The sequence below is a fragment of the Pseudomonas sp. FJ2-5-13 genome, assembly GCF_029201605.1.
Taxonomy (GTDB): domain Bacteria; phylum Pseudomonadota; class Gammaproteobacteria; order Pseudomonadales; family Pseudomonadaceae; genus Aquipseudomonas; species Aquipseudomonas lactis.
The window spans coordinates 795611-820255 of sequence record NZ_CP104045.1 but is presented as its reverse complement, the minus strand read 5'-3'; the positions used below and the strand labels follow the sequence as shown (position 1 = coordinate 820255).

The 24645-nt window shown below is 58.4% G+C and carries 17 protein-coding genes, 2 tRNA genes and 3 rRNA genes; 8 read left to right on the top strand and 14 right to left on the bottom strand.

Annotated features, from left to right (window positions below):
• Window positions 1–19 precede the first annotated feature (19 nt).
• A complete protein-coding gene (locus N2A98_RS03530) occupies window positions 20–1438 on the top strand; it encodes a TIGR00366 family protein (protein WP_003188294.1) in 1419 nt (472 codons plus the stop codon).
• Between the two features lie 38 nt (window positions 1439–1476).
• Here the strand turns inward: N2A98_RS03530 and N2A98_RS03525 are convergent, their stop codons facing one another.
• Window positions 1477–1818, bottom strand: coding sequence for a DUF86 domain-containing protein (locus N2A98_RS03525; RefSeq protein ID WP_032893706.1), 342 nt, complete (start codon window positions 1816–1818; stop codon window positions 1477–1479).
• A complete protein-coding gene (locus tag N2A98_RS03520; protein ID WP_032893707.1) occupies window positions 1815–2105 on the bottom strand; it encodes a nucleotidyltransferase family protein in 291 nt (96 codons plus the stop codon). The genes N2A98_RS03525 and N2A98_RS03520 overlap by 4 nt, the downstream gene beginning before the upstream one ends.
• Before the next feature lie 156 nt (window positions 2106–2261).
• Here N2A98_RS03520 and N2A98_RS03515 point away from each other — a divergent pair, with 156 nt between their 5' ends.
• The 3 genes from N2A98_RS03515 (at window position 2262) to N2A98_RS03505 (ending at window position 5910) form a co-directional block, all read left to right on the top strand.
• On the top strand, window positions 2262–3962 hold the full coding sequence (locus tag N2A98_RS03515) for an acid phosphatase (RefSeq protein WP_275623025.1): 1701 nt from the start codon (window positions 2262–2264) through the stop codon (window positions 3960–3962).
• A gap of 119 nt (window positions 3963–4081) precedes the next feature.
• Window positions 4082–5251 (top strand): hypothetical protein, encoded by a 1170-nt coding sequence (locus N2A98_RS03510; protein WP_275623024.1) that lies wholly within the window; start codon window positions 4082–4084, stop codon window positions 5249–5251.
• A 134-nt stretch (window positions 5252–5385) separates the two neighbouring features.
• Window positions 5386–5910, top strand: a complete 525-nt coding sequence (locus N2A98_RS03505) for a hypothetical protein (protein WP_044271254.1) — start codon at window positions 5386–5388, stop codon at window positions 5908–5910.
• Here the strand turns inward: N2A98_RS03505 and can are convergent.
• Window positions 5907–6551, bottom strand: coding sequence for a carbonate dehydratase (gene can / locus N2A98_RS03500; protein WP_003188288.1), 645 nt, complete (start codon window positions 6549–6551; stop codon window positions 5907–5909). The genes N2A98_RS03505 and can overlap by 4 nt on opposite strands.
• Window positions 6552–6689: 138 nt before the next feature.
• Here can and N2A98_RS03495 point away from each other — a divergent pair, with 138 nt between their 5' ends.
• Complete coding sequence (locus N2A98_RS03495; RefSeq protein WP_044271252.1) at window positions 6690–7094, top strand: hypothetical protein; 405 nt, start codon at window positions 6690–6692, stop codon at window positions 7092–7094.
• 133 nt (window positions 7095–7227) lie between these two features.
• Here the strand turns inward: N2A98_RS03495 and rimI are convergent, their stop codons facing one another.
• Together rimI and N2A98_RS03485 are read right to left on the bottom strand one after the other, a co-directional pair.
• The gene (rimI, locus tag N2A98_RS03490) at window positions 7228–7680 is read right to left on the bottom strand and encodes a ribosomal protein S18-alanine N-acetyltransferase (RefSeq protein WP_003188286.1); all 453 of its coding nucleotides are present in this window, start codon (window positions 7678–7680) and stop codon (window positions 7228–7230) included.
• Window positions 7673–8419, bottom strand: coding sequence for an energy transducer TonB (locus N2A98_RS03485; RefSeq protein WP_275623588.1), 747 nt, complete (start codon window positions 8417–8419; stop codon window positions 7673–7675). The genes rimI and N2A98_RS03485 overlap by 8 nt, the downstream gene beginning before the upstream one ends.
• 187 nt (window positions 8420–8606) lie before the next feature.
• Between N2A98_RS03485 and mksB the strand changes: the two genes are divergently transcribed.
• From mksB to mksF, 3 genes are read left to right on the top strand one after another with little or no spacing between them, the layout of a single operon-like run.
• A complete protein-coding gene (gene mksB, locus N2A98_RS03480) occupies window positions 8607–9884 on the top strand; it encodes an Mks condensin complex protein MksB (RefSeq protein ID WP_275623023.1) in 1278 nt (425 codons plus the stop codon).
• Window positions 9874–10581: an Mks condensin complex protein MksE gene (gene mksE, locus N2A98_RS03475; RefSeq protein ID WP_003188281.1), complete on the top strand. Its 708-nt coding sequence runs from the start codon at window positions 9874–9876 to the stop codon at window positions 10579–10581. The genes mksB and mksE overlap by 11 nt, the downstream gene beginning before the upstream one ends.
• Window positions 10578–13418 (top strand): Mks condensin complex protein MksF, encoded by a 2841-nt coding sequence (gene mksF, locus N2A98_RS03470; protein ID WP_032893715.1) that lies wholly within the window; start codon window positions 10578–10580, stop codon window positions 13416–13418. The genes mksE and mksF overlap by 4 nt, the downstream gene beginning before the upstream one ends.
• A gap of 165 nt (window positions 13419–13583) precedes the next feature.
• Here the strand turns inward: mksF and N2A98_RS03465 are convergent, their stop codons facing one another.
• From N2A98_RS03465 to N2A98_RS03425, 9 genes are all read right to left on the bottom strand, one after another.
• A complete protein-coding gene (locus tag N2A98_RS03465; RefSeq protein WP_034134445.1) occupies window positions 13584–15887 on the bottom strand; it encodes an MlaD family protein in 2304 nt (767 codons plus the stop codon).
• Window positions 15880–16503 carry a paraquat-inducible protein A gene (locus tag N2A98_RS03460; RefSeq protein ID WP_044271248.1) on the bottom strand — a complete coding sequence of 208 codons (624 nt, stop codon included), beginning with the start codon at window positions 16501–16503 and terminating at the stop codon, window positions 15880–15882. The genes N2A98_RS03465 and N2A98_RS03460 overlap by 8 nt, the downstream gene beginning before the upstream one ends.
• On the bottom strand, window positions 16490–17149 hold the full coding sequence (locus tag N2A98_RS03455) for a paraquat-inducible protein A (RefSeq protein WP_275623022.1): 660 nt from the start codon (window positions 17147–17149) through the stop codon (window positions 16490–16492). Before N2A98_RS03455 ends, N2A98_RS03460 begins: the two co-directional genes overlap by 14 nt.
• A gap of 190 nt (window positions 17150–17339) precedes the next feature.
• Window positions 17340–17455: ribosomal RNA gene (rrf, locus tag N2A98_RS03450) — 5S ribosomal RNA — on the bottom strand.
• Between the two features lie 158 nt (window positions 17456–17613).
• Window positions 17614–20505, bottom strand: a 23S ribosomal RNA gene (locus N2A98_RS03445).
• 247 nt (window positions 20506–20752) lie between these two features.
• Window positions 20753–20828: transfer RNA gene (locus N2A98_RS03440), tRNA-Ala, on the bottom strand.
• 30 nt (window positions 20829–20858) lie between these two features.
• Window positions 20859–20935, bottom strand: a tRNA-Ile gene (locus tag N2A98_RS03435).
• Between the two features lie 81 nt (window positions 20936–21016).
• Window positions 21017–22553, bottom strand: a 16S ribosomal RNA gene (locus tag N2A98_RS03430).
• The 16S, 23S and 5S rRNA genes sit together here with 2 tRNA genes alongside, the layout of an rRNA operon.
• 572 nt (window positions 22554–23125) lie before the next feature.
• A complete protein-coding gene (locus N2A98_RS03425) occupies window positions 23126–24619 on the bottom strand; it encodes a CoA-acylating methylmalonate-semialdehyde dehydrogenase (protein ID WP_275623021.1) in 1494 nt (497 codons plus the stop codon).
• Between the last annotated feature and the right edge of the window lie 26 nt (window positions 24620–24645).

The following is a 24645-nucleotide window of genomic DNA, read 5'->3' as shown; positions in this document are numbered from 1 at the left end:
ACTACAAGAGGAAAGACTCGTGGCCGATGCTATCGAAGACAGCCGCTATGCCCGATTTGCCCTGCGTTGCTCCAACTTCGCCGAACGCTGGTTTCCTGACTCCTGGGTGTTTGCCGCCCTCGCCGTGATCATCGTCGCCGTGGCGACCCTGGGCATGGGCGCCGCACCGGCCGAAGCGGCCAAGGCATTTGGCGACGGGTTCTGGAGCCTGATCCCGTTCACCATGCAGATGGCCTTTGTGGTGATCGGCGGTTACGTGGTCGCCAGTTCACCGCCGGCGGTGAAGTTGATCGACCGCCTGGCGCGCATTCCCAAGAATGGCCGTTCGGCCGTGGCCTGGGTGGCGTTGATCTCCATGGTAGCGTCGTTGCTTAACTGGGGCCTGTCCCTGGTGTTCGGCGGTTTGCTGGTGCGGGCATTGGCCCGGCGCACGGATTTGCGCATGGACTACCGCGCCGCTGGCGCTGCTGCGTACCTGGGTCTGGGGGCCGTATGGGCGCTGGGGCTGTCGTCGTCGGCCGCGCAGTTGCAGGCCAACCCGGCCAGCTTGCCGCCGTCGATTCTGTCGATCACCGGCATGATCCCGTTCACCGAGACCATTTTCCTGTGGCAATCCGGCGTGCTGTTGCTGGCGCTGATCGTGGTGTCGCTGATCATCGCCTACGCCACCGCACCTGGCCCCAACAGCGCCCGGGATGCCAAGGCCTGCGGCATTGACCCGGCCTTCAACCTGCCCAAGCCGCAGGCGCCGACGCGCCCCGGTGAATGGCTGGAACACAGCCCGTTGCTGACGATTCTGCTGGCGTTGCTGGCGGCCGGCTGGCTGTTCCATGAGTTCTCGACCAAGCCGGCGATCAGCGCCATCTCGGGGCTCAACACTTATAACTTCCTGTTCATCATGGTGGGCGCGCTGCTGCACTGGCGCCCGCGCAGCTTCCTCGATGCCGTGGCCCGTGCGGTGCCGACCACCACCGGCGTGCTGATCCAGTTCCCGCTGTACGGTTCGATCGCCGCACTGATGACGGTGGTCAAGGGCGGCGACGGCCAGACCTTGGCGCACCACATCTCGACGTTCTTCACCTCCATCGCCTCCCACGACACCTACGCCCTGCTGATGGGTGTGTATTCGGCGGTGCTGGGTTTCTTCATCCCCTCGGGTGGCGGCAAGTGGATCATCGAAGCGCCGTACGTGATGCAAGTGGCCAATGACCTGCAATACCACCTGGGCTGGGCGGTGCAGATCTACAACGCCGCCGAGGCGCTGCCGAACTTGATCAACCCGTTTTATATGTTGCCGTTGCTGGGTGTGCTGGGGCTGAAGGCGCGGGATTTGATCGGGTTTTCATTTGTGCAGTTGCTGGTGCATACGCCGCTGGTGTTGTTTTTGCTGTGGGCGTTGGGGACGACGTTGAAGTATTTGCCGCCTGTGATGCCCTGAATAACGGCTGACCGCAACTGTTGGTAGAACAGCTGCGGTCAAGGATTTACAGGAAGGCGTGCCAATAGATCAGGTAATGCGCTCTGTATCGTGTCCCAAACAACATCCAAGTTGATATCGAAGTAACCATGAGCGATTCGGTTGCGCATCGCTCGCATATTGCGCCAAGGAATATGTGAATGGCGTGCCGCGAAGTCCGGATGCTGATCCATGATTTTCGTCGACGCTTCACCAATGATAATCAGGCTCATGACCACAGCTTGTTGTGTTCGCCGGTCCTCCAAAAACTCTTCTTTGTTCAAGCCCTCTACAAAAGTGATCGCGTCAGTGGCAGCTTGCCTTATGTGCTCCAGATAATCCCCTAGCCGACTTTCCGTCATACTGGCCGGGCCTCCGCTAGCACTTTATCGCGGAATTTCAAAGGCAAGTCACCAGGCGTAAGCAGGTCGACATTAACGCCGAGCAAGTCCTCAAGCTCGACCTGCAACCCACCGAGATCAAAGAGCGTTGTGCCCGGCGGCGCGTCTACCAGCAAATCAAGATCACTGCCTTCTTGGTCAGTCCCCATCAGTACCGACCCAAATACTCTGGGATTGGAAATACGGAAACGCCCGACCACTTCTCGTACAGCCGTTCGTTGCAGATCAAGTGCAGTTGAAGGTCTCACGACTCACCTCAGTGATGTGCATTAGAAGGGCAGTCTAGCAGCGCTTGAGCCGTGTAGACACGCCCCGCCCATCACCCGCCTGTCTTTGTTCCGTCACATTCCATTGCTACCGTCCTGCGAAATATCTTGCAACATCTCGCCAAGGACTCCCCCCCAATGAGTGACGAGCACAACGACCACCCTGCCCACGACTGCGCCCCCAAAACGCCGGTAGACACCAGCCGTCGGCGCTTCCTCGGCTGTGCAGCGGTGTTGGGCGTGGGGGCGACTTTGAGTGCCTGCGGCAATACCAGCGAAGCACCGAGCCCACCCGTGACCCGGCCGCTCACGCCCCAGGAGTTGGATAAGGCATTGCGCGAGCAGGTGAAGACCGTGGTGGTGATTTACGCCGAGAACCGCAGCTTCAACAACCTGTTCGCAGATTTCCCCGGGGTGGAGAAACCGCTGTCGGCGTTAACCGCCAAGGACTTCCAGCAGCGCGACCGCGATGGCAGCGTATTGTCTGCCCTGCCACCGAGTTGGGGCGGCGTGTTGCAGGTCGGCCCGCAAACGGTGGACGGGGTGACTTACCCCAGCGAAGTGCAATTCCAGCAAAACCTGCCCAACGCGCCGTTCGCCCTCAAAGGCCCGCAGGGCGAAGACCTACCATTGAGCCTGGTGACTCGCGACCTGTGGCATGTGTTCTACCAGAACCAGATGCAGATCAACGGCGGCAAGAATGATGGTTTTGTCGCCTGGGGCGATTCCGGTGGACTGGTGATGGGCCATTACGCCCAGAGCCGTTATGCCCTGCGCCTGTGGGACGTGGCCAAGGAGTTTGTGCTGTGCGATAACTTCTTCCAGGGCGCGTTTGGCGGCTCGTTCCTTAACCATCAGTACCTGATCAGCGCCACCGCGCCGTTTTATCCCAATGCCGCGCAGTCGGTGGCCAAGGCGCAGATCGCCACGCTGCAAAGCGATGACCCCAGCGACACGCGCCTCAAGCCCTTGGACACCTCCCCGGCCAGCGCCATGACCGGCCCGCCACAATTTGGCCCCAGCGCGCTGACTCCCGATGGTTACGGCGTAAACACCCTGGCCCCACCCTACTGGCCCACCTGGATCCGCGACCCGCAAAACCCGGATTATTCCAAGCCCGACCTGCCCAATGTGCTGGTGCCGCAAACCCACGAGCATATTGGCGACAAGCTGTCGAAAAAGAACATCGACTGGGCCTGGTACGCCGGTGCGTGGCAAGCCACCCTGGAGCAGTTCAAGGACTCCGGCGGCATCCCCAAGATTCCGAATTTCCAGTACCACCACCAGCCGTTCAATTACTTCAAGCAGCAAGGGCCGCAAAACCCGGCAGAGCGTGCCAAGCGCCTGCGCGACGGCGGTTTGGGCGATGAGTCGAGCACCAACCGGTTCTTCGCCGACGCCCAGGCCGGCAAGCTGCCTGCCGTGAGTTTCTACAAACCCCAGGGCAACCTGAACATGCACGCCGGTTATGCCGATGTGGCCTCGGGCGACCGCCATATCGCCCGCGCCTTGAAGGTGCTGCAAGAAAGCCCGCAATGGAAAAACATGGTGGTGGTGGTGACCGTGGATGAAAACGGCGGCTGGTGGGACCACGTGGCGCCGCCCCAGGGTGACCGCTGGGGCCCGGGCTCGCGGGTTCCGGCGCTGGTGGTGTCGCCGTTTGCACGCAAAGGCACGGTGGACCATACGGTGTACGACACGACATCGATCCTGCGTTTGATCACACGGGTGTTCCAGTTGGAGACCCTGGACGGCCTCAAGCAGCGCGATGGCGCGATGATCGCGCGCGGCCAGAAGCCCATGGGCGATCTGAGCAATGCCTTGCAGTTCAGCCTGTAGGGGCTTATCCAATAACGACATGCCAGGCGATTTAACACGCGATTTTCCTGGTCAGCCGCTACTGTGTGCAGGTGGGCTTCCATCCCGCGCAGACGGGCTTCGCTGACAAGGAATCGACTATGTTTAAACCGACCAGGCTGTCCTTCACCCTCGCCGCACTACTGGCGAGTGCGGTCGTACAGGCCGACATCGAGGTGCCACTGGGCAGCACGCAGCGCGTCACCCAGTTGTTCGCGTTCCCCAATAACTGCAACGTCATCTGCTTTCGGCCATGGTCACTGGAGCAGACCGCCGAACACTATTTGAACCAGAGCCTGCAACGTGACGGTTACAGCCGGGCCAAGGTCAGTGTGAAGACCCACGACGGTCAGGTCACGGCGACCTTCAGCGGCGTGCCAGACGGTTACGGCCAGCCGCTGACCACGCTGCTCAATACCGCCGATCTCGCTTACCAAGGTGCCCGCCAGCTCAACAGTGACGGCAAATGGGCCTACAACTGGTACCTGTTCCTACCGTTGGGCATGGCCCTGGAAAACCGTAAAAGCATCGAGCTGTTGCACTTCCCGCCGGATTACTCGCTGACCCAGGCCCAGGATTACCTGGAATCGGCCACCACCGACCGCTGGGCCACCTTGTTAAGCGAAAACGGCGTACCGGCCACGGAAACGCCGGCGTACCAGACCATCATCGATATCGCGCCCATCGCTGCGCCGTCCAATGCCGGCAAAGACCTGGAAACCGTCTATGGCTACTTCACCGACTACCAGACCCGCATGGTCAAGGAACTGAGCCTGCGCCCTGGCGGCGCGTTGCCGATGGTGGCCTTCGGCGCGCCGGTGCGCAGTTGGATCAAGCAACAATACGGGCAAACCGTGGGTGTGCTGAGCCTGGCACAGATTAGCCCGGAGCCCGGCAAAACCGTCGCGGTATTGGGCGCCAACCACCCAAGCTACATTTGGTACGCGGCCAGCCCCGACAGTTATGACGGTGACGAACAAAAGGCCGACGACGCCGGCTTGAAAGTGATGGGCCAGGACTTGAGCGCCGCCTGCTGGCAAGCCGGCATGGGCCAGAAACCCGCCAGCGATGCCAATGTATTGCTCAAGGCCTGCCTGAATACGTGGCAGGTCACGCGCAAGGAGCAGACGTGTGAGCTGTTCTACACCTCCGTGCGCCACCTGACGCCCGAGCAGGCCAACGCCAAGTGCGCCACAGCGCCTATCAAGGCACAGTTGAAACAGCTGAGAAATGCCGCCCCCGCCCCCACGGTCACAGCCCCCGCGTTTTAAGGGGAAAAACCGTTTCTACTGTCAACTTTGACAGTAGAAATAGGATCCCACTTCGGCGAATCTAGGGCCGCGCCCATTTGCTGCAAGACTGGCCGTCACACCCGCAGGTCCATGCAGCCCCGCTCAGGAGAGTGATGAAAACTCGAGCCATGGATAAGGCTGAAACGGCTGTGAATGACTGCCTCTATCCCTTCAAGACGCTGCTCGTGGAACAGGGTTACCCCTCGACCGAGCACTTTGAGGTCAAGCAAGAGGCTGAAGGGGTTGCGGCCAGGGTCACGGCGCGCGTGGCCTTTGAGAGTCGCACGCGCATTGCTAAGGTTTCCGGTTATGCCGTGAGCGAACGGCGCCCGTACACGCTGCAACTGTCACCCCGCATCCACTTGTACGATGGTTGGCTCTGCGGCCTGTTACAGCACTCCTGCAACCCGAACGTGTTTCTAGACACGACGTACCTGGAGCTATGGACGGTGCAACCCATCGGCGCCGGCAGCTTGCTGACGCTGGATTACGCCACCACCGAAGACACCCTGGCCCGGCAGTTCGCATGCCATTGCGGCGAGCTGAACTGCCGGGGCTGGATCACCGGCAACAAGGAGCCGCTGAACGCCGAAGGCCAGGCCTTCATGGCCTGGTGGCGCGAGCACAAGCGACCTTAGGCTTCGCCCAACGGGCGCAGGCGGTATTGCGGCGGCAGTTGCTCAAAGCCACTGATGGTGGTGTTCAAACTCTTCCAACGGCCGTCCTTGATGCCATAGATACAGCCATGGATCGACAGGCTCTGCCCACGGTGCCAGGCATTTTGCACAATGCTGGTGTGGCCGACGTTGGCCACCTGCTGGATCACGTTGAGTTCGCACATGCGGTCCACGCGCTCTTCTTCGGTCGGCAACTGGGCCAGCACATCGCGGTTTTCGTAGTAAAGGTCGCGAATAGTGCGCAGCCAGCCATCGATCAAGCCGAACTGACGGTCCTGCATCGACGCACGCACGCCACCACAGCCGTAGTGGCCAGTGACGAGGATGTGTTTGACCTTGAGCACATCCACCGCGTACTGGATCACCGACAGGCAGTTGAGGTCGGTGTGCAGCACCACGTTGGCCACGTTGCGGTGCACGAACAGATCACCAGGCAACATGCCGACGATCTCGTTGGCCGGTACACGCGCATCGGAACAGCCGATCCACAGGTATTCCGGGGTTTGCTGGCGGGCGAGCTTGGCGAAGAATTCGGGATCTTCCTGTTTGATCGCATCCGCCCAGCGTTCGTTGTTATCAAGCAGGTCTTGTAGTTCGTTCATCAGGGAAGCCTCAGGAATGATGCGCAGTTTTGTGACTGACAAGCCCTCGTCCGGGTCACGCCAGGCGCTAATTAGCTTGAATTTTTTGGCTGCCATGCCTGTCCACACACTATAAGCCCCACAGTATGAGGATTGGCCATGACTGAATCACGACGTCCCTACGGCGCAACACAGCCCGAACCGATCGATGACAACGAAGACCGCATGGGTGAAATGCGCGAGCTGGATTTTGACGAGCCAGACCAGACCGCAGAAATCGGCGACGAGCTGCCGCGCCGTGAACGCGACCATTTGATGCCCGACGAACGGGTGCGCGAGGCCGGGCTGACCGGGGCTTCGACGGATGATCATGAAGCTACCGATGACGATATGAGCCCGGAAACGCTGATCCACGAGGATGGCGCTCGGGACGCGCAGGAGCAAGGCGAAGACAACGCCGCCGACTACGACTTGAGCGTCGTGGGAGAAAATGACATTGGTGGCGGGAATGGGTTGGATGAGGCGGAACTGGCGGATCTGGACCCGCTGAACCGCAAGCGCTGATCGATCATCACCCTATGTAGGTGTAGGCGCGAGCTTGCTCGCGAAAAAACCACAGGCGCCGCGTTCATCCAGGAAGCACGCGTTAGCGTTGACGTTTTTCGCGAGCAAGCTCGCTCCTACAGCCCACGGTTGTTCAGTCGACGAGGGTGCAGGCCATCACGACTGCATCTTCGCGGCCACCGACTGCCGGGTAGTAATCCCGGCGACGGCCAATTTCGTTGAAGCCATAGCGCTCATACAACCGAAACGCGCCGGTATTGCTGTCACGCACTTCCAGGAAACATTCCCGGGCATTGGCCGCATAGGCACGGGACATCAAGTGCTCCAGCAGCGCCAGGCCCAGGCCCCGGCCCTGGTTTTCCGGTTTCACGGTAATGTTCAGCAAGTGCGCTTCATCGAGGATGATCTGCACCACACCATGCCCCACTTGCTGCTCGCCTTCGAACATCAGCCAGATCTGGTACTTGCCCAGCCCGTCGAGGAAAATCCCGCGGGTCCAGGGGTGGCTGAACGCTGCGTATTCGATTTTCAGCACGGCGTCGAGGTCGGCCTCGGTCATCGGGCGAAAGGATAAAGCCTCACTCATCAGTTGTTTTCCAGCGCGCCATCAGCCGGCGCATGGCTTGCCAGACATCAGCCTTACGCTGTGGCTCTTCCATTAATAATTCCAGGCCCGGCAGGGCCCACACCGAACCCAGGCCTTCAACCTGCAGCTCGCGGTACCAAGCCTCGGCGTTGGCTTCACCGGCAAACCGCACAGCGGGCAGGCCGATCAGCCACAGGCACACGCAAGGCTCGTCTTCCAGGCGTGCCGAGACAAACCCCTGGACGAAATCCCGTGCGGCCTCGGGGCCCTGGTCCATGGTGCCGCGCACCAGCAGCGGCCAGCGCACCGGCTCACCGACGATTTGCGGGCTGTCGGGCAGGCCGGCGGCGCGCAGCATGTCCTTGAGCAACAGGTAGGCTGGGTCACGGGACTGGAAACGTTCGCCGGTCGGCAGTTCCACCAGCAACAGGCAACGCCCGGCCCGCAGCAATTGCAGGGCAAAGCGTGGCGGCGGCACCACCGGCGCCTTGGCCACCGGCGCAGTCTCTTCGACCACCTTGGCAGCCTTGGTCACCGGCGCTGGGCGCGGCACTTCGATCTTGGCTCGCTCGACCGCCGGGCGCGCCTCAGGGGTGGGTTTGACCACCGCCACAGGCGCGGCCGCCTCTTCTCCCGACGATTCGAACACCTCATAGGGCTCAAGCGCCTGCAACAACTCGGGCCGCGACGGCGCGGCAAACGGCAGTTCGGTGCGGGGCAGCCAGTTGACCACCTGCATGGCGGTCAAGTAAGCGCGACGTCGGGACTCGATAAGCACAGCTCGGCCACTTGTGGATAAGTAAAGAGCGGGGATTCTACCGCTGTTCGGCAACAATCGCCCACTGCGCACTGACCGGCTGTGGATAAATCCCGCGCGTGATGCAGTACAATCGCGACTTTTAATCGCCAACCAGCCGGCCATTCCCATGATCGAACCCAAGCGCGTCCTGCGCGCCCTCGCCGAACACTGGGCCTTACTTGAGCCTCTGTGCGAACACTTCGACCAAGGCACCCTGAGCCTGGCCGAGCTGCGCGAGCAGTTGGCCGCCCAACAACTGGACAGCACGCCCCAGGACATCACCAGCCTGCTGGACGTGTGGATTCGCCTGGATATCCTGGTGCCTGTCGCCAAGAGCCCGAACCGTTTCGAGCTCAATGCGCAGATCCACGACTTCCTCGCCTATCTTCGCAAGGAGCACCGGCTTGGCCTGTGCCTGGAAATCGAAGCCTACCTGCGCCACCTGGAGCGCCTGGCCGGTTATATCCAGGACGCCTTCGACATCCGCGACGGCCACGACCTGGCCCGGCAACTGCGCCTATTGGATATGCGCGTGCGTGATGTGCTCAAAAAGCTCGCCAACGATGAACAAGCCCTCGCCGCCGTGGCCGACCGCGCCAAGACCAGCGACCGGCAGATCCCGTTGCGCCAGCGCTACGCCGAAGTGTTGGCGACCTGGGACGAATACGTCGAGCCGATGATCCAGTTGGTGAACGCCGACGGCGCCTTCGAGCAAGGCGTGCGCAAGGTGGAAAACGTGCTGCTGCGCATGCTCACCGAGCAACAGCGTCTTGGCCACCTGGTGGATGACGACATGCTGCTGCGCACCCACGCGCGCATCCTCGAAATGCAAACCAGCGCCCAGCTGACCTTGCGCCATGCGCGGGAGTTGCTGCTGCCGCTGCGTGAAGAAGCACGCCGGCATAACGCCGTGACTCGCGGCGCGGCGCTGGCCCTGTCGGCGATTCGCCGCAAAGGCCTGGACGCGGTGCCGCAAGCGGCGATGCCGATGTTCACCCGGCCGCAAAGCACCTTCCTGGGCAGTGCCAGCCAGGTCGAGGCCTATGTGTATGCCCTGGCCAATTTCGAGCCCAAACCGGCGCGCTTCCCCAAGGCGCACAAGTCGCACAAAGGCGAAGCCCAGCGCGCACCGCGTACGGTCAAGGAAATGCTCGAGCGCTGCGAAGACGCGCTGCCGATGCCTGACCTGATGACCTGGCTGCTGGAGCAGGAGCCGGACGGCGCCACCGATGAATTGCTGTACTGGTTCTCGCGCCTGTCCCGGGAAAAACGCTTCAAGCGCGAGCGCCTGGAACGTCGCGATTACCACACCCACGAGCACCAGGTCAGCCTGCGCTCCTTCGCCCTGCTCCCGGCCGGCGTCGATGCCACCGAGAATTCTGCGAGCACGCCTTATGCATCTTGATCTATCCGAACTGTCCCAACTGGCGCCGATCTTTCGCGAGCTGTTCAAGGGTTACCACGTCAGCCGTCGCGACCCGGAGCTGTACGCGCAGCTGTCGAACTTCCAGGACCAGTACCGCACGCTGTTCAAGGCCCTGGGCTTTGAGCTGGTGTGCGATACCCGCGGCTTCTATTACTTCGTGCCGGACACCGCCGTGGCTGCCGCGCAGGTGAACAAGACCGCCCAGCGCCTGGCCTTGTTTACTTTCATCATCGTCGAACACCTGGCCGACCAGGGCCGCGACCCGATTGCCGTGCTCGACGGTGGCAGCCTGGGCCGCGATGAGCTGCCTTCGTTGCTGGAGAAATACCGCGACCTGTTTATCCAGGCCGAGGTGCAAACCCAGGAAGAGCTCGAAGAAAAAATCATGCGCCGCATGACCCAACTGGGTTTTGCCAGCGAAGACAACGGTATCTACCGCTTCCTGCCGCCGATGCATCGCTTCCTGGATGTGTGCCTGTCGGTGCAGCAAGACCGCGACCTTGCCGCCAGCGTACACAGCGTATTGCCGCTGCCAGCACCGGTGATCATCGACGAAGACAGCGATGAGAAACTGCTGAAGACCGACGACCCGCTGGATCTGAGCGCCTTCACCGAAGAAAGCGAAGAAGATGCCCTGGCCCGCGCCATTGCCGAAGAACAGGAGACCGACGCATGAGTAAGGAACGCTACGGCATCCGCCGCTTCGCCCTATTGAACACCGCCGGTTACAGCCTGGGTTTGTTCCCATTGGAAGAACCGCTGTCGGTGTACGGCGCCAACAACCTGGGTAAATCCGCCTCGATCAACGCCTTGCAGTTCCCGATCCTGGCACGCATGTCGGACATGAGCTTCGGCAAGTACACCCTGGAACAATCGCGGCGCTTCTACTTTGCCACCGACACCAGCTACATCCTGGTAGAAGTCTCCTTGCCCCACGGCCCCCACGTCATCGGCGTGGTCGGTCGCGGCCCGGGCGGTGGCTTTGGTCACCAGTTCTTTGCCTATGCGGGCAAGCTGGACCTGGCCCACTACCAGAAAAACGACACCTGCCTGCGCCAGAAAGAGCTGTTCACCAACCTTGAGCGCGAGGGCCTGAAAGCCTATGAACTCAAGCCCGATGAGCTGCGGCGCTTGCTGGTGGGCGGGCATACGTCTATCCCGCTGGACCTGACCCTGATTCCGCTGCGCTCCACCAGCGAGCAGAGCCTGAAGACGTTCCGCGCGCTGTTTATCAACCTGCTGCACATGCGCGAAATCACCGCGGCCAAGCTCAAGCAACTGTTCCTTGATGCCTTCGAACACAGCCTGCGTTCGGGCAGTGTCGATTACATCGCGGCCTGTGAAGAAGCCTTCCGCGATGTGCGACGCATGGAGCAGGACTACAACTCGCTGGTGGCTGCCGGCCCCTTGGTTGAAGCCCTGGCCAATGGCGTGAAACAGCGCGACGCCCTGCGCGGCAAACTGCATCGCCTGTCGCCGCTGCTGGATTCGTTGCTGGGCACCTGGTCGGACTACGCCAGTGCGCGCAAGGAAGAGCTGACCATCCAGGCCGAACACTACCGCAACGAGCAGGACGCGCTGCAGAACGACCAGCGCGGCGGCACCCAGGAGCTGATGCGCCTGGAGCGGGAAATCAGCGGGATCCAGCGTTGGTTGGGCGAGTTGTCGGTGCTCAAGCACCGCTTTGCCCTGGTGGATGACGTCAAGATGCTGGAGCAACAACTGCTCGCCGCCAAGGACGCTCACGATGAACTGGCGGGCGCCTTGGCGCAGTCGCGACAGTTCAGCGCCGAAGACTTGGAAGAGCGCCTGCGCGACCTGGAAAAGCGCTTGAAGTCGGTCAAGCAGCAGCTCGATCACGCGGACAACAACAGCTACGCCAAGCTGCGCGAAGAGTTCTCGCAGCAGGACGTCGAGCGCCTGATGCGCCTGTTCAACAGCTCGTTGTTCAGCCTGCCGCTGGGCGAACACGGCATCACGCTGGACGAGGACGGCCAGTGGGTCAAATCCCTGGAGCAGATCCTCGATGGCTTCAAGGGCGAGCGCTTTGAAGTGCCGGGGCTGTCCATCGACATCTCGCACATCGAGCCGCCGGCACTCCAAGCCCTGGCAGACCGTGCCGCGTTGCGTGACCAGAAAGAGCGCCTGGAAAAAGAGCTCAAGCAGCTGAAAACCCAGCAGGCCGTGGCCTCTGACCGCGCCGCAAGCAAGACCCAGACCGAAGCGCTGTACCAGCAGGTGCTGGATGCCCAGAAGGCCTTGGAAGACTTCCGCCGCACCCAGACCCTGAGCGCCGAAGAAGGCGAGAAACTGGAAAACCTGGCGCAGATGGAAGCGGCCCAGGACGAGTTGAAGCGTTCCAGCGATGCCTTTACCGAGCGCGTCCAGCAACTGTCGGCCAAGCTGCAATTGGTCGGTCGCCAGATCGGCGACATGGAAGCCAAACAGCGCACGCTGGATGACGCGTTGCGCCGTCGTCAACTGTTGCCGGCGGATCTGCCGTTCGGTACGCCGTTCATGGACCCGGTCGACGATTCCATGGACAACCTGTTGCCGCTGCTCAACGACTATCAGGACAGCTGGCAGGGCTTGCTGCGCGCCGATGGCCAGATCGAAGCGCTGTACGCCCAGGTACGTCTCAAGGGCGTGGCCAAGTTCGACAGTGAGGATGATGTCGAGCGTCGCCTGCAACTGCTGATCAACGCCTACGCGCACCGTACCGATGAGGCGTTGACGCTTGGCAAGGCACGTCGTGCAGCGGTCACCGATATCGCCCGTACCCTGCGCAATATCCGCAGCGACTACGACAGCCTGGAACACCAGCTGGCGCTGTTCAACCGCGAGATCAACAAGCGCCAGGTCTCCAACCTGCAAAGCTTTCGCATTGTGCTGGCACCGAACAAGGAAGCGCTCAAACATATCGACCAGATCATTCACAGTGCCGGTCAGTATGAAGAAGGCGAGACCCTCTCGGTGTTCGACCTCAGCCAGAGTGCCGAACAGGACAACAAGAACGAAGAAGCCAAGGAATACCTGGCTCGCCTGGTAGCCGCCAACCATAACCAGTTGGGCCTCAAGGACTTGTTCGAGTTGGCGTTCGAAATCACCAAGGTTCACGGCCAGCCGGTGATCCATACCGACATCGACGGCGCTGCGTCCAACGGCACCACCATGACCATCAAGGCGCTGACCAACATGTACCTGTTGCTGCACCTGATGGACCGCGACCAGGCCGGTCGCGTGCGCTTGCCGTACTACCTGGATGAAGCGGCAGACATCGATGAGAAGAACCAGGCAGCGCTGTTGGAAACCAGCCTGCAACTGGGCTTTGTGCCGATCCTGGCCAGCGTGAAGCCGCAGGTGTCCGCCCAGGTGGCGATCGACCTGGAAGGCGGCAGCGGGCCGAACGGGATCTACATTGATGAGGCGGACTGGAAGTACATCCGTCGCCATGATGTGGTGAAGGCGACGATGAATGTGCAGGCGGACGAGCCGGAGCTGGATGAAGTCTGACGGGTTGTACTGAAAGTAAAAAGGCCGCGATCTTTTGGATCGCGGCCTTTTTTTCGGCTTGGGTTTTGTGGTGTTTTGGCGGGCCTCTTCGCGGGCAAGCCCGCTCCCACAGTTGACCGAGTTTCCCTGTGGGAGCGGGCTTGCTCGCGAAGGCCGCGCCTCGGTCTACTTGCCCAGTGGAATCTTAGGCGCCCAGGTCAGCCATTCATCCTCAAACTTGTCGAACAACGGGAACGTCTGCTGCGGCCGTGCCGGGTTACCCATGCGCTCGCCGTCCGGCGTGGCAAAGGCGATCCCGCCGGCCACCAATGTCTCCAGCGACTCGGTACGCACGGTCGCGCCCTTGAACAAACCGAAGTCGAGGCCAAAGCCGCTGGTGTTCCAGAAACGGCTACCACTGCGCACCAGCGGCGCGTACTTGGGCTCGATCAGGATGTGCACCAGCACGCGGTCAGCGGTCTGGCCGAGCTCATAGCCGGTGACTTTGCCGACCGTCACTTCACGGTAGGTGACCGGTACCCCTTCCTTCAGCGAACCACGGCGGGCGGCGCTGAGTGTGAGGCTCAGGCCAGCTTCCTGATGCACCGCTTCGGGCGGCTGGGCCAGGGCGACAAAACTCTTTTGCGGGCCGGCGTTTTTTGCGGCCGGTTGCACTTCGATGTATTGGCCGGTGACCAGGGTCTCCAGATTAGCCGTCTTCATCAGCCCCAGTTCCGGCTTGACCACCCAGAACTGACTGCCCGAACGCGCGATGCGGTCCGCAACCTGGGTGATACGCGCCTTGAGCAGCACCGACTGCATGTCGGCACTGAGGTCGACACTCTCAATCTTGCCCACATCCAGTCCCTTGAAGCGCACCGGTGTGCCGGCGCTCAGGCCGTCGGCGCGATCAACTTTGATGGTCACCAGCGTGCCGTGCTGGTTGGCGGCGTCACGGTCGGCATACAGGCGGAAGCGCGGGATGCGATGTTTCAATGGCACGTTCGGTTCCGGCGTTTCGAAGGCGATACCGCCCGCCATCAGGCTGGCCAGGGATTCGCTTTTGACCTGGATACCGCCGGTGAGGCCGCCCGTGAGGGTGACGCCGCTGGCATTCCAGAAGCGCGTCGAGCCGTTGACCAGGCTTTCGTATTCCTTCTCGATATGAACGCCGATCACCAGTTGTTTTTTCTTGCGTGAAAACTGGTAGCTCTGTACCGAACCGACTTTGACCTGCTTGTACAGAATCGGGCTGCCGACATCCAGCGAGCCCAGGCTGTCGGTGAGCAACACCATGTGCAGGCCCGGGGAACGCAGGTCCAACGGCGGCGCCTTGGCACGGGCTACATATTCGCGTTGTGGCGGGGTGCCTTTATCGCCTGGGCGAATCGCGATGTAGTTACCCTTGACCAAGGCCTCCAGGCCGGTGATGCCTGCCAGGGAGATGGACGGTTTGACCACCCAGAACTGCGTGTCCTCGACCAGGTAGTCCTCGGCCAATGGGTCGAGGGTCAGCTCGGCGCTGGCGCTGGACAGGTCCGGGTCGATCTTCAGGGTTTTCAGGCTGCCGACCTGGATGCCTTTGTACATCACCGGCGTACGCCCGGCCTGCAGGCCTTCAAAGTCGGTGAGTTTGACCTTGACCTTGATGCCCGCTGCGGCAGCATCGAAATCTTCGTATAGGCGGAAAGGCAGGCTCGGGTCGGTGGGTGGGCTGTCTTTGCGATTCTCTGGCGTGGCGAAGGCGATACCACCGGCGACAATGCTGGAGAGGGATTCGCTGCGCACTTTCAAACCGGAAAGGTTGGCGTCGATACTGATGCCGCTGGCGTTCCAGAAACGTGTGTGTTTGCGCACCAGGTTGGCGTAGGTCGGTTCGATATAGACCTTGATCTCTACCGTGCTCTGGTCCTCGGACAGCAGATAGCTTTTGACCTGGCCGACCTGAATCTGCTTGTAGAACACCGGACTGCCACGGTTCAGCGAGCCCAGGCGGTCGGCCTTGAGGGTCAGGTGCAAGCCGGGCTTGGCGTCGGATAACGGCGGCTCTTCGGAGAGCGCCTTGAACTTGCGCGTGGGCTCGCCATCACCGGGGCTGGCGGCGATGTAGTTACCTGAAACCAGGGTTTCCAGGCCGGTGATACCGGCAAGGCTGACGCTGGGCTTGACCAACCAGAAGCGAGTGTTGGTCTTGAGGTACTGCTCAACGTCCTTGTTCATCTCGATGGTGGCGATCACCCCGCGATTGCTGCCCTCGTCATCCAGAGCCAGGGTTTTGACCTTGCCCACGGTCATGCCTTTATAGACCACTTCAGTCTTGTTGACCTGGATACCCTCGCCGCTCTCAAAGCGAACTTGAATCTCGATACCTTGCTGGGAATAGGCACGCCACCCCAGCCAGCCACCAATGATCAGGGCAATCAAGGGCAACACCCAAATGGCCGACCAGTTAGAAGCTGGGCGGGTTTTAGCTTTAGGCAAATCACTCATGGTCGTCATCCGACTCCGTGTTATCCCAAATCAGTCGGGGATCGAAAGTTACTGCGGCAAGCATCGTCAAGATCACCACACTAGCGAACGCCGCAGCGCCGAGGTTGGCCTCGACACTGGCGAGTCGCCCAAAGTTAACGACCGCCACCAGGATGGCGATCACGAAGATATCCAGCATGGACCAACGCCCAATGAACTCGATAAAGCGATACATCACAATGCGTTGTTGCGCGGACAGCGGTTGGTGACGCTGCACCGAGAACAGCAGTAGGCCAATGCCGACCAACTTGAAGGTCGGTACCAGGATACTGGCGATGAACACCACGGCGGCGATCGGGAACATCCCGTGCTGCACCAACTGGATGACACCCGACATGATGGTGCTGGGGTCGCCTTGGCCGAGGGAGTTGACCGTCATGATGGGTAACAGGTTAGCGGGGATGTACAGGATCGCCGCAGTGATCAACAGCGCCCAGGTGCGTGTGAGGCTATTGGGGCGACGGGCATGGATCAACGCGCCGCAACGGGTGCAGAGCTGCTCATCGGTATCCGCTTCCTGCTTGTTCAACTCATGGCATTCGGTACAAATCAGAATGCCTGCATCAATCGCCCGCATGGTCATCCTCTCCTGACAGCGCTTGCCAGATCTGATGGGGCGACATCACCACCTCAAGCAGAACTTGGACCATTAATAAACTGACGAAGCAGACCAGACCCAGGCCAAGGGTGATGGAGGCCATGTCGGCGAGCTTTACGATCGCCACCAGCACACCCATCAAGTAGACCTCCAACATCCCCCAATCCTTCATGTGGTGGTAGATGCGGTATAGCAGCAGCCCGTAGTTGCGAGCGATGTTCCAACGAATACTGAGCAGCACGGCCAATTGGCAGAGCAACTTGAGCAAGGGGATGCCCATGCTGCATAGGAACACCACGGCGGCGACGCCTTGCATACCCGTATCAAACAGGCCAACGACGCCGCTCCACACGGTGTCCTCCGAGGACTGCCCGAGTAGATTGAGCTGCATGATGGGCAAAAAGTTCGCGGGGATGTACAGCAGCAGGGCCGCCAGTACCAAGGCGAGGCTGCGCTCGACCACATTGTGCCGGTGAGCGTATAGCTCGTAGCCACAACGCGGGCATTGGGCTTTTTCGCCGAGGGCGAGGGTTGGTTTGCGCATCAGCAAGTCGCACTCATGGCATGCCACCAAGTCGTCCAGCGGTAAATCCGACACCTCGAGGGCATCAACCGGATCGGGCATAGATAGGGCTCTGACTCTAAAAATGGTTAGGTGGCTATTCTAGTGGTGTCGCTCAGAAATAACTGTGCAAATTTGTCGGGGCAGTCAGGTCGGGGTTGGGGGGAACAAATGTACGGGGACAAGGTGGACACTTTTCGAGCGCCCAAAACAAAACCCCAACTGCTTTCGCAATTGGGGTTTCGGAATTTAATCTTGACGATGACCTACTCTCACATGGGGAAACCCCACACTACCATCGGCGATGCATCGTTTCACTGCTGAGTTCGGGATGGGATCAGGTGGTTCCAATGCTCTATGGTCGTCAAGAAATTCGGGTACTGAGTCGCGGCCAGCTGGCCTCGCTTCAGCAAATTGGGTATGTGACAGCTTTCGGTGCTTTGTGAGCGTCGAACTTTCGGTTCATCTTCGTCTTCACACACCGCAATCTGATGCTCGTTAGAGTAGTCAAATTGCTTGGGTGTTATATGGTCAAGCCTCACGGGCAATTAGTATTGGTTAGCTCAACGCCTCACAGCGCTTACACACCCAACCTATCAACGTCGTAGTCTTCGACGGCCCTTCAGGGAACTCAAGGTTCCAGTGAGATCTCATCTTGAGGCTAGTTTCCCGCTTAGATGCTTTCAGCGGTTATCTATTCCGAACATAGCTACCCGGCAATGCCACTGGCGTGACAACCGGAACACCAGAGGTTCGTCCACTCCGGTCCTCTCGTACTAGGAGCAGCCCCTCTCAAATCTCAAACGTCCACGGCAGATAGGGACCGAACTGTCTCACGACGTTCTAAACCCAGCTCGCGTACCACTTTAAATGGCGAACAGCCATACCCTTGGGACCGGCTTCAGCCCCAGGATGTGATGAGCCGACATCGAGGTGCCAAACACCGCCGTCGATATGAACTCTTGGGCGGTATCAGCCTGTTATCCCCGGAGTACCTTTTATCCGTTGAGCGATGGCCCTTCCATACAGAACCACCGGATCACTAAGACCTACTTTCGTACCTGCTCGACGTGTCTGTCTCGCAGTCAAGCGCGCTTTTGCCTTTATACTCTACGACCGATTTCCGACCGGTCTGAGCGCACCTTCGTACTCCTCCGTTACTCTTTAGGAGGAGACCGCCCCAGTCAAACTACCCACCATACACTGTCCTCGATCCGGATAACGGACCTGAGTTAGAACCTCAAAGTTGCCAGGGTGGTATTTCAAGGATGGCTCCACGCAGACTGGCGTCCACGCTTCAAAGCCTCCCACCTATCCTACACAAGCAAATTCAAAGTCCAGTGCAAAGCTATAGTAAAGGTTCACGGGGTCTTTCCGTCTAGCCGCGGATACACTGCATCTTCACAGCGATTTCAATTTCACTGAGTCTCGGGTGGAGACAGCGCCGCCATCGTTACGCCATTCGTGCAGGTCGGAACTTACCCGACAAGGAATTTCGCTACCTTAGGACCGTTATAGTTACGGCCGCCGTTTACCGGGGCTTCGATCAAGAGCTTCGCGTTAGCTAACCCCATCAATTAACCTTCCGGCACCGGGCAGGCGTCACACCCTATACGTCCACTTTCGTGTTTGCAGAGTGCTGTGTTTTTAATAAACAGTCGCAGCGGCCTGGTATCTTCGACCGGCATGAGCTTACGGAGCAAGTCCTTCACCCTCACCGGCGCACCTTCTCCCGAAGTTACGGTGCCATTTTGCCTAGTTCCTTCACCCGAGTTCTCTCAAGCGCCTTGGTATTCTCTACCCAACCACCTGTGTCGGTTTGGGGTACGGTTCCTGGTTACCTGAAGCTTAGAAGCTTTTCTTGGAAGCATGGCATCAACCACTTCGTTAACTAAAAGTTAACTCGTCATCAGCTCTCGGCCTTAGAATCCCGGATTTACCTAAGATTCCAGCCTACCACCTTAAACTTGGACAACCAACGCCAAGCTGGCCTAGCCTTCTCCGTCCCTCCATCGCAATAACCAGAAGTACAGGAATATTAACCTGTTTTCCATCGACTACGCTTTTCAGCCTCGCCTTAGGGACCGACTAACCCTGCGTCGATTAACGTTGCGCAGGAAACCTTGGTCTTTCGGCGTGGGTGTTTTTCACACCCATTATCGTTACTCATGTCAGCATTCGCACTTCTGATACCTCCAGCAAGCTTCTCAACTCACCTTCACAGGCTTACAGAACGCTCCTCTACCGCATCACTTACGTGATACCCGTAGCTTCGGTGTATGGTTTGAGCCCCGTTACATCTTCCGCGCAGGCCGACTCGACTAGTGAGCTATTACGCTTTCTTTAAAGGGTGGCTGCTTCTAAGCCAACCTCCTAGCTGTCTAAGCCTTCCCACATCGTTTCCCACTTAACCATAACTTTGGGACCTTAGCTGACGGTCTGGGTTGTTTCCCTTTTCACGACGGACGTTAGCACCCGCCGTGTGTCTCCCATGCTCGGCACTTGTAGGTATTCGGAGTTTGCATCGGTTTGGTAAGTCGGGATGACCCCCTAGCCGAAACAGTGCTCTACCCCCTACAGTGATACATGAGGCGCTACCTAAATAGCTTTCGAGGAGAACCAGCTATCTCCGAGCTTGATTAGCCTTTCACTCCGATCCACAGGTCATCCGCTAACTTTTCAACGGTAGTCGGTTCGGTCCTCCAGTTAGTGTTACCCAACCTTCAACCTGCCCATGGATAGATCGCCCGGTTTCGGGTCTATTCCCAGCGACTAGACGCCCTATTAAGACTCGCTTTCGCTACGCCTCCCCTATTCGGTTAAGCTCGCCACTGAAAATAAGTCGCTGACCCATTATACAAAAGGTACGCAGTCACCCAACAAAGTGGGCTCCCACTGCTTGTACGCATACGGTTTCAGGATCTATTTCACTCCCCTCTCCGGGGTTCTTTTCGCCTTTCCCTCACGGTACTAGTTCACTATCGGTCAGTCAGTAGTATTTAGCCTTGGAGGATGGTCCCCCCATATTCAGACAAAGTTTCTCGTGCTCCGTCCTACTCGATTTCATGACTAAGAGATTTTCGCGTACAGGGCTATCACCCACTATGGCCGCACTTTCCAGAGCGTTCCGCTAATCTCAAAGCCACTTAAGGGCTAGTCCCCGTTCGCTCGCCACTACTAAGGGAATCTCGGTTGATTTCTTTTCCTCAGGGTACTTAGATGTTTCAGTTCCCCTGGTTCGCCTCTTGCACCTATGTATTCAGTACAAGATAACCATCTTATGATGGCTGGGTTCCCCCATTCAGACATCTCCGGATCAAAGTCTGTTTGCCGACTCCCCGAAGCTTTTCGCAGGCTACCACGTCTTTCATCGCCTCTGACTGCCAAGGCATCCACCGTATGCGCTTCTTCACTTGACCATATAACCCCAAGCAATCTGGTTATACTGTGAAGACGACATTCGCCGAAAATTCGAATTTCTCAGTTAAGAGAACTCACAAATTTTACCTTAGCCTGATCCGTTACCAGTGAAAGTAACGTTCAGTCTATCTTTCTATCACATACCCAAATTTTTAAAGAACGAACTAGTCAAAGACTAGAAATCAACATTCACCATCACCACGATGGAATGCTCATTTCTAAGCTTTATACAAACAGAAGCAGTAGTGGTGGAGCCAAACGGGATCGAACCGTTGACCTCCTGCGTGCAAGGCAGGCGCTCTCCCAGCTGAGCTATGGCCCCGTATTTCTACAGGCGTTTCCCACACAAAATTGGTGGGTCTGGGCAGATTCGAACTGCCGACCTCACCCTTATCAGGGGTGCGCTCTAACCAACTGAGCTACAGACCCAATTTCGGGCTGCTTCTTTCGTCTTCTTCAATGAATCAAGCAATTCGTGTGGGAACTTATGGAGCAGCTGATGTCGTCGATTAAGGAGGTGATCCAGCCGCAGGTTCCCCTACGGCTACCTTGTTACGACTTCACCCCAGTCATGAATCACACCGTGGTAACCGTCCTCCCGAAGGTTAGACTAGCTACTTCTGGTGCAACCCACTCCCATGGTGTGACGGGCGGTGTGTACAAGGCCCGGGAACGTATTCACCGCGACATTCTGATTCGCGATTACTAGCGATTCCGACTTCACGCAGTCGAGTTGCAGACTGCGATCCGGACTACGATCGGTTTTATGGGATTAGCTCCACCTCGCGGCTTGGCAACCCTCTGTACCGACCATTGTAGCACGTGTGTAGCCCAGGCCGTAAGGGCCATGATGACTTGACGTCATCCCCACCTTCCTCCGGTTTGTCACCGGCAGTCTCCTTAGAGTGCCCACCATTACGTGCTGGTAACTAAGGACAAGGGTTGCGCTCGTTACGGGACTTAACCCAACATCTCACGACACGAGCTGACGACAGCCATGCAGCACCTGTCTCAATGTTCCCGAAGGCACCAATCTATCTCTAGAAAGTTCATTGGATGTCAAGGCCTGGTAAGGTTCTTCGCGTTGCTTCGAATTAAACCACATGCTCCACCGCTTGTGCGGGCCCCCGTCAATTCATTTGAGTTTTAACCTTGCGGCCGTACTCCCCAGGCGGTCAACTTAATGCGTTAGCTGCGCCACTAAAAGCTCAAGGCTTCCAACGGCTAGTTGACATCGTTTACGGCGTGGACTACCAGGGTATCTAATCCTGTTTGCTCCCCACGCTTTCGCACCTCAGTGTCAGTATTAGTCCAGGTGGTCGCCTTCGCCACTGGTGTTCCTTCCTATATCTACGCATTTCACCGCTACACAGGAAATTCCACCACCCTCTACCATACTCTAGTCAGTCAGTTTTGAATGCAGTTCCCAGGTTGAGCCCGGGGATTTCACATCCAACTTAACAAACCACCTACGCGCGCTTTACGCCCAGTAATTCCGATTAACGCTTGCACCCTCTGTATTACCGCGGCTGCTGGCACAGAGTTAGCCGGTGCTTATTCTGTCGGTAACGTCAAAATTGCAGAGTATTAATCTACAACCCTTCCTCCCAACTTAAAGTGCTTTACAATCCGAAGACCTTCTTCACACACGCGGCATGGCTGGATCAGGCTTTCGCCCATTGTCCAATATTCCCCACTGCTGCCTCCCGTAGGAGTCTGGACCGTGTCTCAGTTCCAGTGTGACTGATCATCCTCTCAGACCAGTTACGGATCGTCGCCTTGGTGAGCCATTACCTCACCAACTAGCTAATCCGACCTAGGCTCATCTGATAGCGCAAGGCCCGAAGGTCCCCTGCTTTCTCCCGTAGGACGTATGCGGTATTAGCGTCCGTTTCCGAACGTTATCCCCCACTACCAGGCAGATTCCTAGGCATTACTCACCCGTCCGCCGCTCTCAAGAGAAGCAAGCTTCTCTCTACCGCTCGACTTGCATGTGTTAGGCCTGCCGCCAGCGTTCAATCTGAGCCATGATCAAACTCTTCAGTTCAAACATCTTTGGGTTTTTAAGAAACCCTAAACTTGGCTCAGCAATCGTTGGTTACATCTTTGATTTCTCGCGGAGTAACTTGTGATGCTGATAATCTTGTTGACTATCAGTCTGACCCCACAAGCACCCACACGAATTGCTTGATTCAGTTGTTAAAGAGCGGTTGGTTAAGATCTTTCGTCTCAACCGAGGCGCGCATTCTACAGCAGCCTCATTTGCTGTCAAGTGGTTATTTTCAGAAGTTTTCGAAGATTTCTTCAACAACTTCAACCACTTGCGCTTGCGATCTCTCGTAAGCGGGAGGCGAATTCTACAGCGTTACACGCTGCTGTCAACACCTCTTTTTCAACTTCCTTTTGGCTTCGATGAACTGAAGCAACTTGCTGTCGATAACTGCGTAACTCATTGTTTACCAAGGAGTTTTCCGTTTCGACTGCGCCAGAAGTGGGGCGAATTATAGGCTTCCAGAATCTGCCGTCAACCTTCTTTTTCACATTTCTGTCATATAAGTCAAAAATGCCCCAATAACGCAAAGGCCGGCCCCAAGGGGCCGGCCTTCTACCTACCGAGCCTTACAGGCTAGGGAAGGCGAATTGTGACGCTTCATGGCTGGCCCGTTGCGGCCAACGCTGGGTGATTGCCTTGCGACGGGTATAGAAACGCACCCCGTCCGGCCCATAGGCATGCAAGTCGCCAAACAGCGAACGTTTCCAGCCGCCAAAACTGTGATACGCAACCGGCACTGGCAGCGGCACGTTAACGCCCACCATGCCGACTTCAATCTCATCACAGAACAGGCGCGCCGCTTCACCGTCACGGGTGAAGATGCAAGTACCGTTGCCGTATTCATGATCGTTGATCAACTGCATCGCCGCCTCCAGGCTGTCCACCCGTACTACGCACAGTACCGGCCCAAAGATCTCTTCTTTATAGATACGCATCTCAGGCGTGACGCGGTCAAACAGGCTGCCACCGAGGAAGAATCCTTGCTCATGCCCGGCAACACTCAAGCCACGGCCATCAACAACCAGCTCTGCACCCGCTGACACACCGTCTTCTATATAGCCACTGACTTTATCCCGCGCCTGCCCCGTCACCAACGGGCCCATATCCAGGCCGCAAGACGTGCCCGCACCAATCTTCAACGCCTTGACCTGCGGCACCAGCTTGGCGATCAACGCATCCGCCACCTGATCGCCCACGCACACAGCCACCGAGATCGCCATGCAACGCTCACCGCAAGAACCATAAGCCGCGCCCATCAGGGCACTTACCGCGTTATCCAGGTCGGCATCCGGCATCAGCACCGCGTGGTTCTTCGCCCCACCCAGCGCCTGCACACGCTTGCCACGTTTGGTCGCTTCGGAATAGATGTACTCGGCAATCGGCGTCGAGCCTACAAAGCTCAAGGCTTTGACTTCCGGCGCTTCTATCAGTGCATCCACCGCGCCCTTGTCGCCATGCACCACACTGAGCACGCCTTTAGGCAGCCCGGCTTCCTGCAACAGCTGCGCGATCAACAGCGTCGAACTCGGGTCGCGCTCTGAAGGTTTAAGGATGAAACAGTTACCGCAGACAATCGCCAGCGGGTACATCCACAACGGCACCATCGCCGGGAAGTTGAACGGGGTGATACCCGCCACCACGCCCAACGGCTGGAAGTCCGACCATGCGTCAATGTTCGGCCCTACGTTGCGGCTGTATTCACCCTTGAGAATCTCCGGCGCCGAGCACGCGTATTCCACGTTCTCGATCCCACGCTTGAGCTCACCCGCTGCGTCTTCCAGGGTCTTGCCATGTTCTTCGCTGATCAACTGCGAGATGCGTGCTTCGTTCTGCTCCAGCAGTTGCTTGAAACGGAACATCACCTGGGCACGCTTGGCTGGCGGCGTATTGCGCCAGGCCGGAAACGCAGCCTTGGCCGAATCAATCGCCTGTTGAATGGTTTCACGACTGGCCAACGGCACCTGGTGAATCACTTGGCCGGTAGACGGGTTATAGATGTCGGCACTACGACCGCTGTCGTTGACCAGTTCACCGTTGATCAAATGCTGGATAAGGCTCATGCAGGGCTCCTGAAAAATTGTTCTAT

Bases quoted from the DNA above. Each gene is read 5' to 3' on its own strand.
- rimI (WP_003188286.1), bottom strand. From the start codon at position 7,680: ATGAGTGAGGCTTTATCCTTTCGCCCGATGACCGAGGCCGACCTCGAC.
- N2A98_RS03425 (WP_275623021.1), bottom strand. From the start codon at position 24,619: ATGAGCCTTATCCAGCATTTGATCAACGGTGAACTGGTCAACGACAGC.
- N2A98_RS03510 (WP_275623024.1), top strand. From the start codon at position 4,082: ATGTTTAAACCGACCAGGCTGTCCTTCACCCTCGCCGCACTACTGGCG.
- mksF (WP_032893715.1), top strand. From the start codon at position 10,578: ATGAGTAAGGAACGCTACGGCATCCGCCGCTTCGCCCTATTGAACACC.
- N2A98_RS03485 (WP_275623588.1), bottom strand. From the start codon at position 8,419: ATGCAGGTGGTCAACTGGCTGCCCCGCACCGAACTGCCGTTTGCCGCG.
- mksE (WP_003188281.1), top strand. From the start codon at position 9,874: ATGCATCTTGATCTATCCGAACTGTCCCAACTGGCGCCGATCTTTCGC.
- N2A98_RS03465 (WP_034134445.1), bottom strand. From the start codon at position 15,887: ATGAGTGATTTGCCTAAAGCTAAAACCCGCCCAGCTTCTAACTGGTCG.
- can (WP_003188288.1), bottom strand. From the start codon at position 6,551: ATGAACGAACTACAAGACCTGCTTGATAACAACGAACGCTGGGCGGAT.
- N2A98_RS03460 (WP_044271248.1), bottom strand. From the start codon at position 16,503: ATGCGGGCGATTGATGCAGGCATTCTGATTTGTACCGAATGCCATGAG.
- mksB (WP_275623023.1), top strand. From the start codon at position 8,607: ATGATCGAACCCAAGCGCGTCCTGCGCGCCCTCGCCGAACACTGGGCC.
- N2A98_RS03515 (WP_275623025.1), top strand. From the start codon at position 2,262: ATGAGTGACGAGCACAACGACCACCCTGCCCACGACTGCGCCCCCAAA.
- N2A98_RS03525 (WP_032893706.1), bottom strand. From the start codon at position 1,818: ATGACGGAAAGTCGGCTAGGGGATTATCTGGAGCACATAAGGCAAGCT.
- N2A98_RS03455 (WP_275623022.1), bottom strand. From the start codon at position 17,149: ATGCCCGATCCGGTTGATGCCCTCGAGGTGTCGGATTTACCGCTGGAC.
- N2A98_RS03495 (WP_044271252.1), top strand. From the start codon at position 6,690: ATGACTGAATCACGACGTCCCTACGGCGCAACACAGCCCGAACCGATC.
- N2A98_RS03505 (WP_044271254.1), top strand. From the start codon at position 5,386: ATGAAAACTCGAGCCATGGATAAGGCTGAAACGGCTGTGAATGACTGC.